The organism is Dysosmobacter acutus (genome assembly GCF_018919205.1).
GTDB lineage: Bacteria > Bacillota > Clostridia > Oscillospirales > Oscillospiraceae > Oscillibacter > Oscillibacter acutus.
Genome location: NZ_JAHLQN010000001.1, coordinates 411,280 through 424,926, shown reverse-complemented (window position 1 = coordinate 424,926; position 13,647 = coordinate 411,280). Strand labels below are relative to the sequence as shown.

At 57.8% G+C, this 13,647-nt stretch carries 13 protein-coding genes and 2 tRNA genes; 7 read left to right on the top strand and 8 right to left on the bottom strand.

Going from position 1 to position 13,647, the window contains the following annotated elements; translation table 11 throughout:
• Positions 1–17: 17 nt before the first annotated feature.
• From dtd to recJ, 3 genes are all read right to left on the bottom strand, one after another.
• Entirely contained in the window at positions 18–467 is a 450-nt protein-coding gene (gene dtd, locus KQI82_RS01970; protein ID WP_216557971.1) for a D-aminoacyl-tRNA deacylase, read from the bottom strand.
• Between the two features lie 267 nt (positions 468–734).
• Positions 735–2,942, bottom strand: a complete 2,208-nt coding sequence (locus tag KQI82_RS01965; protein ID WP_216557968.1) for a RelA/SpoT family protein — start codon at positions 2,940–2,942, stop codon at positions 735–737.
• 13 nt (positions 2,943–2,955) lie between these two features.
• Complete coding sequence (recJ, locus tag KQI82_RS01960; protein ID WP_216557965.1) at positions 2,956–5,043, bottom strand: single-stranded-DNA-specific exonuclease RecJ; 2,088 nt, start codon at positions 5,041–5,043, stop codon at positions 2,956–2,958.
• 188 nt (positions 5,044–5,231) lie between these two features.
• On the opposite strand from recJ, the gene KQI82_RS01955 reads away from it, so the two are divergent.
• Positions 5,232–6,749 carry an S-layer homology domain-containing protein gene (locus KQI82_RS01955; RefSeq protein ID WP_216557962.1) on the top strand — a complete coding sequence of 506 codons (1,518 nt, stop codon included), beginning with the start codon at positions 5,232–5,234 and terminating at the stop codon, positions 6,747–6,749.
• 62 nt (positions 6,750–6,811) lie between these two features.
• Here the strand turns inward: KQI82_RS01955 and gap are convergent, their stop codons facing one another.
• Positions 6,812–7,834: a type I glyceraldehyde-3-phosphate dehydrogenase gene (gap, locus tag KQI82_RS01950; protein ID WP_216633591.1), complete on the bottom strand. Its 1,023-nt coding sequence runs from the start codon at positions 7,832–7,834 to the stop codon at positions 6,812–6,814.
• 383 nt (positions 7,835–8,217) lie between these two features.
• Here gap and KQI82_RS01945 point away from each other — a divergent pair, with 383 nt between their 5' ends.
• The 4 genes from KQI82_RS01945 to KQI82_RS01930 all read left to right on the top strand — a co-directional run bounded on the left by KQI82_RS01945 (position 8,218) and on the right by KQI82_RS01930 (position 10,539).
• A complete protein-coding gene (locus tag KQI82_RS01945; protein WP_216557959.1) occupies positions 8,218–9,021 on the top strand; it encodes a sensor histidine kinase in 804 nt (267 codons plus the stop codon).
• Positions 9,022–9,056: 35 nt separating this feature from the next.
• Entirely contained in the window at positions 9,057–10,115 is a 1,059-nt protein-coding gene (mnmA, locus tag KQI82_RS01940) for a tRNA 2-thiouridine(34) synthase MnmA (protein ID WP_216557956.1), read from the top strand.
• 229 nt (positions 10,116–10,344) lie between these two features.
• Positions 10,345–10,431 (top strand) — tRNA-Leu (locus tag KQI82_RS01935).
• Between the two features lie 32 nt (positions 10,432–10,463).
• Positions 10,464–10,539 (top strand) — tRNA-Met (locus KQI82_RS01930).
• Here the strand turns inward: KQI82_RS01930 and KQI82_RS01925 are convergent.
• The 4 genes from KQI82_RS01925 to KQI82_RS01910 all read right to left on the bottom strand — a co-directional run bounded on the left by KQI82_RS01925 (position 10,518) and on the right by KQI82_RS01910 (position 13,089).
• Positions 10,518–11,504 (bottom strand): recombinase family protein, encoded by a 987-nt coding sequence (locus KQI82_RS01925; RefSeq protein ID WP_216557953.1) that lies wholly within the window; start codon positions 11,502–11,504, stop codon positions 10,518–10,520. The two genes, KQI82_RS01930 and KQI82_RS01925, sit on opposite strands and share 22 nt — an antisense overlap.
• Before the next feature lie 38 nt (positions 11,505–11,542).
• Complete coding sequence (locus tag KQI82_RS01920) at positions 11,543–11,995, bottom strand: recombinase family protein (RefSeq protein ID WP_216557950.1); 453 nt, start codon at positions 11,993–11,995, stop codon at positions 11,543–11,545.
• Positions 11,996–12,340: 345 nt separating this feature from the next.
• Positions 12,341–12,670, bottom strand: coding sequence for a hypothetical protein (locus KQI82_RS01915; RefSeq protein ID WP_216557946.1), 330 nt, complete (start codon positions 12,668–12,670; stop codon positions 12,341–12,343).
• A 5-nt stretch (positions 12,671–12,675) separates the two neighbouring features.
• Entirely contained in the window at positions 12,676–13,089 is a 414-nt protein-coding gene (locus tag KQI82_RS01910) for a helix-turn-helix domain-containing protein (RefSeq protein WP_216557943.1), read from the bottom strand.
• Between the two features lie 138 nt (positions 13,090–13,227).
• On the opposite strand from KQI82_RS01910, the gene KQI82_RS01905 reads away from it, so the two are divergent.
• A complete protein-coding gene (locus KQI82_RS01905; protein WP_216557940.1) occupies positions 13,228–13,422 on the top strand; it encodes a helix-turn-helix domain-containing protein in 195 nt (64 codons plus the stop codon).
• Positions 13,423–13,442: 20 nt separating this feature from the next.
• Entirely contained in the window at positions 13,443–13,640 is a 198-nt protein-coding gene (locus KQI82_RS01900) for a hypothetical protein (protein WP_216557937.1), read from the top strand.
• Positions 13,641–13,647: the final 7 nt, after the last annotated feature.

Here is a 13,647-nt window from a genome sequence, read left to right as displayed (position 1 = left end):
ATCCGTCCCTCCCTTTCCTATGCCAGCTGATCGGTGTCGATGACCAAGGTAAAGGGCCCGTCGTTGAGGGAGGTGACCTCCATATGGGCGCCGAACTCGCCGGTCTCCACATGATAGCCCTTGTCCCGGCACAGCCGGATGAAGGTTTCATACAGGGGGATGGCCGTCTCCGGCCGGGCGGCGGCCAGAAAGTCAGGCCGGCGGCCGTGCCGGCAGTTGCCGTAGAGGGTAAACTGGGAGATGATCAGCAGCTCTCCGTCCACGTCTTCCAGTCCCTTGTTGATCTTCCCGTTTTCATCGTCAAAAATCCGCAGAGAGCAGACCTTGTCGCAAAGCTTTTTGGCCTGGATCTCCGTGTCCTCGTGGGTGACGCCCAAAAGGATCAGAAATCCCTGGCCGATCTTGCCCCGCACCGCTCCATCGATGACCACGGAGGCATGCTGAACCTTGGTAACCACTGCGCGCATAGAAAAAACCTCTCTTGTATGATGTGAAAAAGTTTGTTGAATTTGTGGAAAAAGTCTGTAGAGATATGGAGGATTCCACGAAAACATGAATGCATGACAAACTGAATCAGTGTCCGCCGTCAGGCGGAGGCGGGGATGTGGAGCTTGCGAATCTTATCCACGTCCCTCGGGGCAAAGACCTTGTCTTTGTCCCGAAAAGGCGGAGCAGCGGAACGAGTAAGCGTCCGCCGTCAGGCGGAGGCGAAGGATGTGGAGCTTGCGACGCCGTTATCCGGCGGGCCGCGTCACCTGCATGACGCCGGAGATCTGGTTCAGCTTGCGCATCACGGCCTGAAGCTGCTCGCCGTCCCGGACGTCGATCTCCAGGCTGATGACGGCAAAATTGTCCTCCGTGGTGCGGCAGTTCATGGAGGAAACCCGGGTCTGGGTGGTGGACAGGGCGGCGGAGATGTCCAGGACCAGATTGTTTCGGTCTTTGGAGAAGATCTCCAGAGAGGTGGGGTAGGTCTCCTTGGTGTCGGTTCCCCAGGAGACCTTGATCCAGCGGCCCTGCTGGTCCGGCGCGCTGCGGCGCTCCGGCGAGGCGTTGGGACAGTCGCAGCGGTGCACGGACACGCCGTAGCCCCGGGTGATGAAGCCGATAATCTCATCGCCGGGCACAGGGGTGCAGCACTTGGAGAATTTCACCAGACAGTTGGAAAGGCCTTCCACCACAATGCCCTGCTCGCTCTTGGCGCGGCGCGGCACCGCGGGGCGCACCACCTCGCTCTTGCCGTCCACTGGCACGGTGGAGGCTTTGTCCAGCTGATGCTGTTTGGAAATGCGCTGCAGCTCGCCCTGCATCCGGTTCACCGCCTTTTGGGCGGTAAAGCCGCCGTAACCGATGGCGGCGTACATCTCATCCAGAGAGCCGAAGGAGACCCGCTTTAAAAGCCCGGGCAGGTTTTCCGGGTCCAGTACGTCCTTCAGCGGGATGTTGCAGTGCTTCAGCTCCGCTTCAAAGGCGGAGCGGCCGTTGACGATGTTCTCGTCCCGCTTCTCCTTTTTGAACCACTGGCGGATTTTGCTGCGGGCCTCGGAGCTTTTTGCGATCTTCATCCAGTCCCGGCTGGGGCCCTTGGCGCTCTTGGAGGTGATGACCTCCACAATGTCGCCGTTTTTCAGAGGGTAGTCGAAGGTGACGATACGGCCGTTGACCTTGGCCCCCACCATGTGGTTGCCCACGGCGGAGTGGATGGCGTAGGCGAAGTCGATGGGCGTTGCCCCGGCGGGCAGGTTCTGCACGTCCCCGTTGGGCGTGAACACAAAGACCTCGTCGGAGAACATGTCGATTTTCAGGGAGTGGATATAGTCCTCGGCGTCAGCGCCCTCCTGGTTTTCAAGAAGCCGCCGCACCCACTCGTAGCGGCCCTCGGTGCCGCCGCCCTGGCCGTTCTGTTTGTACTTCCAGTGGGCGGCCACGCCGTATTCGGCGATCTCGTGCATCTCCTGGGTGCGGATCTGCACCTCAAAGGGGATGCCGGACTCCCCTACCACGGTGGTGTGGAGGGACTGGTAGCCGTTGGGCTTCGGGGTGCCGATATAGTCCTTGAACCGGCCCAAAATGGGCTTGTAGATGTCGTGGACCACGCCAAGGACGTTGTAGCAGTCACCCACCGAGTCCACGATGACCCGGAAGGCGAAAAGGTCAAAAATCTCGTCAAGCTGCTTGTTCTGGTTGAACATCTTGCGGTAGATGCTGTAGGGATGCTTGATGCGGCCGTAGACCTTGTGGGGAATGTTCAGCTCCTCCAGGCGCTGGTGAATCTGGTCCTGGGTGCGCTGCATAAAGGCGTTGTACTCGGTCTCCTTGGAGCCAATGGTGGTGACGATCTCCGTGTAGGCCACCGGGTCCAGGTATTTTAAGGACAGGTCTTCCAGTTCCCACTTCACCCGCTGCATGCCCAGCCGATGGGCGATGGGGGCGTAAATCTCCATGGTTTCAAGGGACTTCTGCTTCTGCTTGGGCGCGGTTTGGTATTCCATGGTCCGCATGTTGTGCAGCCGGTCGGCGATCTTGATGAGGATGACCCGGATGTCCTTGGACATGGCGATGAGCATCTTGCGCAGGTTCTCCATCTGCTCATCCTCTTTGGTGGCGTACTGAATGCGGGTCAGTTTGCTGACGCCCTCCACCAGGTCGGCCACAGTGGGGGAAAAGAGCTTGGAGACCTGTTCATGGTTGGCGGCGGTGTCCTCAATGACGTCGTGGAGCAGTGCGGCAATGATGGACTCCGAGTCCAGGTGCAGCTCCTCCGCCACGATCTGGGCCACGGCCAGGGGATGGATGATATAGGGCTCGCCGCTTTTCCGCTTCTGCCCGGTGTGGGCCTTTTCCGCGAACTCAAAGGCGGCGCGTATCTGCTGGAAGTCGGCGCCCGGGTTATAGGCGGCCACGGTCTTTTCCAGCCGTTCATATTGTTCATACACGGTCATTGGGCGATTCACCTCAGTTTCGGGGAGTGAGTATGGAAGAGAGCCGGTCCAGATAGGGACAGGCGTACAAGTCGACTTTGACGCCGCGGTCAGTGAGCCGCAGCAGCAGGTATTCCTCCTTCCGCCGGACGGACAGGAGGCCCCGCTCGGAGAAGACCGCCAGGCCCAAAGAGGCCCGCAGGAAAGATTCGCAGCCGGAAAGGTCCGAGGCCAGCGCCCGCAGCAGGGGCAGGGCCGGGGTCTCCAGGTCCCCGTTGCCCACGCGCTGGGCAAGGGACCGCCACAGCCGCACAAACTGCTCCCGGCTGCCTAACATCCGGGAGGCTTCCTGGGCGGAAATGGGGCCGTTCTCCATCAGGCGCTGCACCAGGGCGGCAGACTCCGCTTCGCTGCGGCTGGGGTAGCGGGAGGGGCGGATGTCGATCATCTGAAGCTGGAGGTTGGTGATGCCCCGGAAGGTGTTGAGCTGGAGGTGGAAGGCGGCATCCACCCTCTGTCCGGCGCATATGCCGCACTGATCGGCCGTGGCAGAGAAAAAGATGGCGTCGAATTTCTGGCAGCCCTTACTCAGGCGCAGCTTCAGATGCTTGCCCTGGCCCACGCTCTGCATGGAGTCCACCACCGCGCCGAAAAGGGCAAACACCGGCCGGGCGTTGCCGGAGCCATAGGGCTCCAGCTGGGAAAGGGCCTCGACCTCCGCCGTGCTGAGGCGGCCGGGCCGGGCAATCACCGCGTCCACCTCCAAAGAGGAGACCGGCAGCTTCCCGCCCCAGGACTGGCGGACAAAGTCGTTCATCCGCTGGCGGAAGGCGGGGATGTTCTCCTCCCGGATGGTGAAGCCGGCGGCCAGCTCATGGCCGCCGAAGCCCTCCAGCAGGTCGGAGCAGAACTCCAGGGCGGCAAAGAGGTTGAACCCGCCGTAGCTGCGGCAGGAGCCCTTTCCGCATCCGTCCTGAAGGTGGATCATAAAGCTTGGGCAGGAGTACTTTTCGCTGAGGCGGGAGGCCACAATGCCCACCACGCCTTGATGCCAGTCCTCGCTGGCCAGGACCAGGGCGCTGCGCTCGCTCTCAGGCAGGGCCTGGATTTTTTCGATGGCCTCGGTGCAGATGCTCTGCTCCACCGCCTGGCGCTCCCGGTTCAGCTCGCACAGCTGGCGGGCCAGCTCCTCGGCCCGGGCGGGATCGTCGGTCATCAGCAGCTCTGCGGCCAGATCGGCCGCCCCCATGCGCCCCGCGGCATTGATCCGCGGGGACAGGACAAATCCGATCTGGATGGAGGTGACGGCCTTTCCCGTCAGGCCCGCCTCCTTCAAAAGGGCGTGAATGCCCACAAAATCCGTGTGGGGTAGGGCCTCCAGCCCCCGGTAGACGATGGTGCGGTTCTCCCCCTCCATGCGCATCACGTCGGCTACCGTGCCGATGGCGGCCAGGGTGGAGTAGCGGGCAAAGAGGGCGTCCTCCCGGTTTTCCCCGCCTAAGGCCAGCACTAACTTCAGCGCCACGCCCACGCCGGCCAGGGATTTGAAGGGATAGGGGCAGTCGCTGCGGTGGGGGTCCACCACGGCCACGGCGTCGGGCAGAACATCCTTGCACTCGTGGTGGTCGGTGATGACCACATCCATGCCTAACTCCCTTGCAAAGGCCGCCTCCTCCACGCCGGTGATGCCGCAGTCCACGGTGATGAGCAGCGTGGCCCCCTGGCTGTGCAGGGAGGCGATGGCGTCACAGCTGAGGCCGTAGCCGTCCTCAATACGCCGGGGAATATAGCGCAGGCACCGCCCGCCCGCGTTTTTCAAATAGTCGATGACCAGACAGGTGGAGGTGATGCCGTCCACGTCGTAGTCGCCGTAGACCGCGATGAGCTCGCCCGCGGCAATGGCCCGCTGAATCCGCTCCACGGCCCTGTCCATGTCCCGCATCAGCAAGGGGGAATGGCTCAGTTGGCGGTCCCGTTCCAAATGGGCGGCGGCCTGCTCCACCGTGTCCACGCCCCGGGAAGCCAGCACCAGCGACAACAGATACGGATATCCGTTTTCCACCAGACGCTCCGCGGCCAGGCCGTCACAGGCCCCGGCCACGTTCCAGCGCTCATACTTCATTTCCGCCGCCTCCCCTCTCAAAGCAGTGCTATTACTCCACAATAACTAAATAAGTATAGCAAATTTTGTATCGCACGTAAAGGGAAAACTGCTCATCTTTGCACCAAAATTTGACGAACGGGCCATAATTTGCTAAAATGTGGGACAGACTATCTCCAAAAGCCGCTTTGCGAAAGGAGAATGAACGCATGAAAAAACGGATTTTATCCCTTGCCCTGGCGCTGGCCCTGACTGTATCGGCGCTGAGCGTAAGCGCCTTGGGCGCGGCGCGCTTCGGCGACGTGCCCGCCGGCAGCTGGGCGGAGGAGAGCATTGCCCGGGCCGTGGAGGCCGGGATCCTCTCCGGCTATGACGGCGCCCGCTTCGGCTACGGCCACCAGATGTCCCGGGCCGCCTTTGCAACCGCGCTGGTCCGGCTGTTCGGCTGGACGGAGGTGCGTCCCGCCGCACCCACCTTTTCCGATGTGAAAGACACGACGGCCTGGTATTACGGCGCTGTGGAAGCCGCTTATGCCCACGGGGCCGTCACGCTGCAAAGCGAGTACTTCCGCCCCGGCGACCCCATCACCCGGGAGGAGATGGCGGTGATGATCGTCCGGGCCCTGGACTACGAGGCCTTGGCCGGACTGGTGCAGCAGCTTCCCTCTCCCTTCACCGACCTGACCACCAACAGCGGTTATATTGCCGTGGCCTACAACCTGGGGCTGGTCAACGGCACCTCACCCACTACCTTCTCTCCCGGTCAAAAGGCCACCCGGGAACAGGCGGCGGTGCTGCTGATGCGTGTGTATGAAAAGTACCATCTGAACACCTCCTTTGTGGGCGGCCTGGCCAGTCAGGACACCAGGGCCCTGCCGGTCAGAATGAATGCCGTGGCGGTGGAGATGGCCGAGCTAAAGGGAATCGACGCCACGTTCCAAGGGGACCCAACCGTTCGGGACATGGTCCGCGGCGCCGGGAGCCGGGCGCTGATGCACGCCGTATGCGGCAAAGAAGTGGTGGAGGAAGACACCATGAGCAGCATGCAGGCGGTTGCCTGGACGCTGGCGGACAACATGGAGCTCTCCGGCTATGACGGCATTTTGCTGGATGTGCCGGGCTTGAGCTCTGCGGGGAAGGAAAAGCTGGTCAAACTGGCGGAGGAGATCAAAGGCCGCATGGCAAAGGGAAAGCTCCTCTATGTGATGGTGGACGCGCCCGCCTGGAACGACGAGGCCCCGGCGGGCTACGACTACGAGGCCCTGGGTGAAACGGCGGACAGGGTGATCCTCCGCCTGGCCTCCTATGAGCAGACGGAGAGCGGATTCCCCATCGCGCCTCTGGAGCCGCTGGAGGAGCTGTACTACGCCCTTGCCGAGCTTCAGGGCAAGGTGCCCGCCTGGAAGACCACCGTGCTGCTGACCACCACCGGCTCCGCATGGAAGGGCGAAGGAGACCAAATCCGCCCGGACGGAAGCCGGACCGCGGCACAGATTGAGGAGCTGCTCAAAAAGGGCGCCGGGTATCATGCCGGCCGCTACGCCAGCGCCTACGCCGTCTCCGGCAGCGGCGCCGGACAGACCACCGTCTGGTACAACGATGAGGACGCTGTGGCCGCCCGGCTTCAGCTGGCCCGGTTCTTCGGCGTCACCTCCGTGATGCTCAGCGATGTGAACTCCGTGGCGGACTACTCCGGCTATGATGTGGCCGGCAAGCTCTGGAGCTGAGAAAAAAGAAAAGAGGACCGGGGAAGCAATCCGCTTCCCCGGTCCTTTTTTCCAATAAAATATTATTCAGCGTTGTCCACCCCGTGCATGTGGGCCAGCAGGTCCAGCACCTTGCTGGAATAGCCCCACTCATTGTCGTACCAGGCGATGAGCTTGACAAAATTGTCCTCCAGCATGATGCCCGCCGTCTCGTCAAAGATGCAGGTGTTGGGATTTCCAATCAGATCGCAGGAGACCACCTGCTCGGACACATAGTCCATAATACCCTTCATGGGTCCCTCGCAGGCCCTCTTGATGGCATGGCATACGTCGGCATAGGTGGCGCTGGTTTTCAGCCGGGCGGTAAGGTCCACCACAGACACGTCATTGGTGGGGACCCGGAAGCTCATGCCGGTCATCTTGCCGTTGAGAGAGGGGATGACGCGGCCCACGGCCTTGGCCGCGCCGGTGGTGGAAGGAATGATATTGCCCAGGATGGAGCGGCCGGTGCGCCAGTCGCGGCCGGCCCGGGAGTCCACCGCCTTCTGCTTGGCGGTGGCGGAGTGAATGGTGGACATGAGGGCCTGCTCAATGCCGAAGGCGTCGTTGACCACCTTGGTCAGCGGGGCCAGGCAGTTGGTGGTGCAGGAGGCGTTGGAGACAACGGTCATCTCCCTGCGGTATTCCATGTGGTTGACGCCCATGACAAAGGTGGGGGTGACGCCGTCTTTGTCCGGGGCGGTGATGAGCACCTTTTTCGCGCCGCCCATAAAATGGCGGGAGGCTTTTTCCGTGGAGTTGTATGCCCCGGTGGACTCGATGATGTACTCGGCGCCGCACTCGTGCCAGGGGATCATGGCCGCGTCGCTTTCGGAAAACACCTTGATTTTGTTTCCGTTGACGTAGAGATAGCCGCCCTTGTGCTCCACGGTGCCGGCAAAGGCGCGGAACACCGAGTCGTACTTGATCATATAGACCATATAGTCCAGGTCCGCGTTGCGCAGGTTGATGCCCCTTAAGTCAAACTGATCCCCGCGCTCCATCAGAATACGCAGAACATTTCTGCCGATGCGCCCGAATCCATTGATGCCCACTTGGATTCCCATTGTAATCAAATCCCTTCCATCCTGTTTTTATCAGCCGCCCCAGTAATTTAGGCAAAAGCAAACTATGCTTACGTCCATTATAACAGAACCATTCGATTTGTCTTTAGATTTTGCGCAAAATTGCGTATAAAATTACGTAAGGTTTATTGTGACGATTGCACAGTGAAAAACTGTATGGGAAAGAATGCGGAACTGTCATGTGCAAAGACCTGTTCGACAGAAATCGAAAAGTCTCTTGAGTTTTCTTCCTGATTTTGCTATTCTTAAGGAGAGAAAAGGCCGAAAGAATCAGCGGACTGCGCGGCAGGGGAAGTTTTCCATGGTTGAGTGTGGCGTTGTTGCAAAACCTATGGGAATGATGAGCAGGAAAGAGGATTCAGTATATGGAAGAGAAGCTGCTGGCCGAATTGCTGCCCGGGGTGGCGGCACAGCTCCGCGGCGCGATGGGAACTATGGGGGGCGCCCTGGAAAATATTGCCCCCCCTGAGCTGCGTGCGCAAAATCCCGCTCTGGACGCGGAGGCCGCCAAACTGTATCAGGCATACTATCGTCTGGTGCGGTTGGTGATTAACTTGTCCGAAGCGGACTCAATGGAGTCTGCGAACCCGCTGCCGCTGAAAAACTATGAAATTGTGCGGATGGTGCAGGACCTCTATTGGCGGGTGAAGCCGCAGGCGGACCTGCTTGGCCTGGAGTTTCAGTTTACCTGTCGGGAGAGCGAACACGTGGTCGCCATGAACCAGCGGGGGCTGGACCGGATGGTTCTGAACCTGCTGTCCAACGCCTTTAAATTTACGCCAAAGGGCGGAAATGTGGTCATGGATCTGAAATTTGTCCGGAGGATGGGCATTCTCTCCATCTCCGATAATGGGACCGGTATCAATGAAGAGAGGATGGAAACGCTCTTTTGCCGCTATACGGATACGAACCGTATGGAGCCATATCCCCACGGGATGGGCCTGGGGCTTCCCGTCTGCCGCAGGATCGCCCGGGGATTGGGCGGCAGTTTGCTGGTGGAGTCCAAGGAGGGGTTGGGGACAAGGGTAACCTGTTCCTTCCCGGACAGGCGTGTGAACATGGAAGTAAGTGATTCGGGGGCAGATTATACCGGTGGGAAGAACCCCACCCTTGTGGAGCTGGCGGATGCGCTGCCGGAGGCGGCGTTTTCCTGCCGGAACATGGATTGAACCGGGAAACCCGGCGTTCACGGAAAGGAAACGGAATGGACAGAGTATATGTTGCCATGAGCGGCGGCGTGGACAGCGCTGCTGCCGCCGTGCTGCTCTGTCGGGCGGGCTATGACGTCACCGGTGTGACGCTGCGGCTCCACGGATATAAGGACCGGCCCGGCGTCTGCGGCTCTGCCGACGATATAAAAGACGCCGCCGCGGTGGCGGCGGCGCTGGGGTTTCCCCACCGGGTGATGGACCTGACGGAGCGGTTCCGGGAGCGGGTGATGGAGCGCTTTGTGGAGGAGTACCGCGCCGGGCGTACGCCCAATCCCTGCATTGACTGCAACCGGGAGGTCAAGTTCGGGGCCCTGTTTGACGCGGCTATGGCGGAGGGCGCCGATTATCTGGCCACAGGCCACTATGCCCGGGTGGGCTATGACGAGGCATCCGGCCGATGGCTGCTGCTGCGGGGCCTGGACCGGAAAAAGGATCAGAGCTATGTGCTCTATCAGCTGGCACAGCGCCAGCTGGCCCACCTGCTGCTGCCGGTGGGTGAATATGAAAAGCCGGCCATCCGGGCCATGGCGGAGGGGTGTGGGCTGGTCAATGCCCATAAGCCCGACAGCCAGGATATCTGCTTTGTGCCCGACGGCGACTACATGAAGTTTTTGGAGAGTTTCGGTGGCGTCGTGCCGGAGCCGGGTGATTTTGTGGACCGGCAGGGCCGGGTGCTGGGCCGTCACAAGGGCCTGGAGCGCTATACCACCGGCCAGAGGAAGGGCCTGGGTGTCAGCGCCGCGGAGCCACTTTACGTGTTGGGTAAGGACCTCCCGACGGGGACAGTCCTGCTGGGCCGGGACGCGGAGCTCTATACCGACACATTGATTGCCGAGCGGGTAAACTGGATTTCTGTGCCCGGTCTGGACGCGCCCATGGAGGTGACGGCCAAGACCCGCTACAGCCAGAGCGAGGCGGCCGCCACCGTGGAAGAGCTTGCCGACGGCAGAATCCGTGTGCGGTTTGAAAGGCCCCAACGGGCGATCACCGCTGGTCAGGCCGTGGTGCTCTACGACGGCGAGAGAGTTGTGGGCGGGGGGACGATCGTCTAACGGTCGCTGGGAATCCATTCGTCCTGAAAGATCATATCGTCCAAATCGCCGCAATACTGCTTGTTCATAGTGTACCTCCTTTCAGTATCTAAGCAGTATATGCGCCACGAGCGGAAAAATTGCATGAAACCGTGCACACGAATTCTGGCGAAAAGTTTTTTGAAAATTGTTTTTAAAAAACCTTGACAGATGGGAGGATATCGTGGTAATCTAATTGTTGCCGATATCTGCCGGTGTGGTGGAATTGGTAGACACGAGGGACTTAAAATCCCTTGGTAGCAATACCGTACCGGTTCGAGCCCGGTCACCGGCACCATTCGGACTTGGTGGGAGGCTGCAAGTGAATATCGCGGAGTAGAGCAGTTGGTAGCTCGTCGGGCTCATAACCCGGAGGTCGCAGGTTCAAGTCCTGTCTCCGCAACCAATCAAATGTACGCCTACATTGACGGTAAAAGACCCGTCGGTGTGGGCGTATATTTTTGTTATATTCTGCTTGATGATATTGGGGAGATCGGTGTCCCAGTTATCAAGGGAGGATTGAAAGACTTGGAAAATATTCTCGGGATCAACCGGGCGGCGATTTGCGGTGCGGCGGCCGATGATGTCCTCCAGCTCGCTTTTGCGGACGCGGAGTCGATCCATTTCATCCCGCAGTTCAGGAATATCCATTCCGTTCAAAATGGCCTTGAGTCCGTTGTTGATCTTAGCTGTAACGTCGGCCAGCTCCGCCCGCTCCGCCACCAGATCGGGCGAGGAGTGATTCACCTGGTCGGCGATCTTTTGAGATTCCGTCCTGAAGTCCGTAGCAAGAAGATACGCCTTTAACTGCTGGACAACAAATGTTTCCACCTCATCCGCATTGATGTTCTTTGCATGACAGGTATGCGTCCGGTATCTGTTCCCGCAAACATAATATCTGGTTTCATAGCCCTTGGAGCTGGTCGAGGTGTGGCCGACATAAGCGCCCCCGCACTCCTCGCATTCGATCAGCCCGGATAATAAATATGCGCGCTTTGCCTTATTGGAAGCATTCCTCTTATTGTCACACATTCTTTTTTGCACCCTCTCCCACAGCTTTTCGTCAATGATTGCCGGTATCTGGTTTTCAATGCGAACACAATTCGGATTCGGAGCGCCTCCCGCCCATTTCCGGAATAACTTCACTCTGCGCTTATTCCATGTATAGGTTCCAACATATCGTTCATTGCTCAAAATAGAATGCAGGCTATTCTTCCCCAGAGGGCGGCCACGCTTTCCTACGGTGCCTTTTACAGCCTCAAGGATTGCGTTATAGCTCTCCCCTTCCCCATACATCCGGAAGATGGTTCTGACCGCTCTGGCCTCAATAGGATTGACGACATAGGCCCCATCAACCACATTATACCCCAATGGGGGCACGCCGCCAAGAAATTTTCCCTCTTTGGCCTTTACGGCAACGCCCTTAATGGACTTTTGACGGTTTTCCAGGACTTCCTTTGGCCCATGCCGACGGAAAGTAGCTCCACAAGGAAATCATTGCTGTTCGTAATATCGCCCAAATTCTGAGTTGCGGCGATCACTTGAACGCCAAGCATCAGCATAGCCTTCCTGAAGCTGAACCAGTCTCCCACATCACGCGATCCGCGTGTGATATCGTATACAACAACAGCCTCAAATTCTCCACGCCCCGCTGCTTTTACCATGGCCTGAAAGCCGGGCCTGTCCATGTTCGTACCAGTCTCAGCCTCGTCTGTATACGTAGCTACGACTGTAATCTCGTGCTCTTTGCAGTACTTCCCTATTTCCGTCAGCTGGTATTCAATAGAGTTCCTTGTCTGCTTATCTGTACTGTATCTTGCATAGGCTGCGGCCCGCATGGCGTTCACCTCCGTTTTCCCCATTGTGAAAAAGGCACGATTTTGTTGCTTTTTGTCGGGCATTATGATATTTTGTCTATGGCGCTGCACAACGGCAGGCGGTTAGCACTTCCCGGAAGGGAGGTGATGCCAATGGTTACATATTCCGATCTGATTCAGATTGGTATTTTAATCGTAGGCGTTGCATCTCTGGTTTTCCAGATTTGCAAAAGAAAATGACCGCCCCTTGCCCGAGCGGTCATTTCGCAAGAAATTAGACTGTAGAGGCTAACCGCTTGTCGCAGCGCCCTTTTGTATTTTCAGTATAACCGCCTTATATGAAATTGTCAAGCTGCTCCGTGTTGGGGCGGCTATTTTTTTTGCCCCGGATTACTGCGCTTTCTTCAGCTCCGCGATCTCCCGGCTATGTTTCCTCACAATTGCTTCCAGAGCGTCAATGCGGAGTTCAAGCGGCTCCAAATCCTCTTTCGTAGGCATTGTGTCCAGCTTCTCATTAATGGCCATGATGCTGTCTGCCAACAGGTCAAATTTGGGTTCAAAATAAGCCTCCATCATGGCGATGGATTCACTTTTTGTACGTTTGATTTCTTCCTGCAATGGTTCCACTTTATTTTGGATCAGTTTGATTTCTTCCCGTAGTGGTTCTGTCTCAGCTTTAATCAATGCCGCGATTGCCTGTAAATCTTTCTCGTCCAACATGTGTGTCACTCCTTATCTGTTTTGTCTTTGGGGGCTGACCTGATCTCCTCCGCAAGTTTGACCAGTCGGTCAATTGGAACTTTAAGCTCTTCTGCCTGTGGGCCGAGCGCTTCTATTAAAATCTCGAGCTGAGACAGTGTCAAATCATCTACGTCAATTGTGATCTTTTTCCCGGAGCTATTCGGTTTTTGTGTGGCTACAAGTTTTCCATCCCAAGCATTTGGGGCTTCCTTTCCAAGCAGATAATCAACAGTTACGCCAAAGTATTCAGCCAGCTTTTTGAGCGTGTCATATTTGGGCGTTGTCCCCTGCTTTTTCCACATGGAAACAGTTGATTGTCTAATGCCAATATCTCTTGCAACCTGAGTTGGAGTTATCCCCCTTATCTCACATTGGGAATAAAATTGGTCATAAAACATGAATCCATCTCCCGTATTTTGGAATATTTGACAAATATCAGAAATATGGTTGACAATACCAGATAAATGGTGCTACACTTAAACCAGACTTCTGATACACACACTATATCACAGAAACGAAAGGAGATCAACAAAAAAATGAAAGTCAACACACGAAAGATCGATATCATCCTTGCAGAGCGATTCATGACCAAAACTGAGCTTGCTAATCTGTGCGGCATTTCCACGCAGGTCCTGTATACCGTCGTGCGCAGAGGCGCGGCAGAACCCCGGACAGTCGGCAAGATCGCCGCAGGACTGGGAATCCCCGTGGATGACATCATGGAGCATTGAACACAAAAGGAGGACAAGCCATGAAAATCGAAATTTCCCCGGAAGACCTTGGAGCTGTTATCGAGCTTCTGGACGATCTACAACGGCGGCTTGAGCTGGATGCTGTAGCATATGCGTCCATGATTAAAGACAGCGTAGAGGCGCGAAAACTGGCCTTTGAACGCGTTCAGCGGGCCGCAGAGACGAGAATCCTCGTGGACAAGCTCGTTAATATTTGATGGGAGG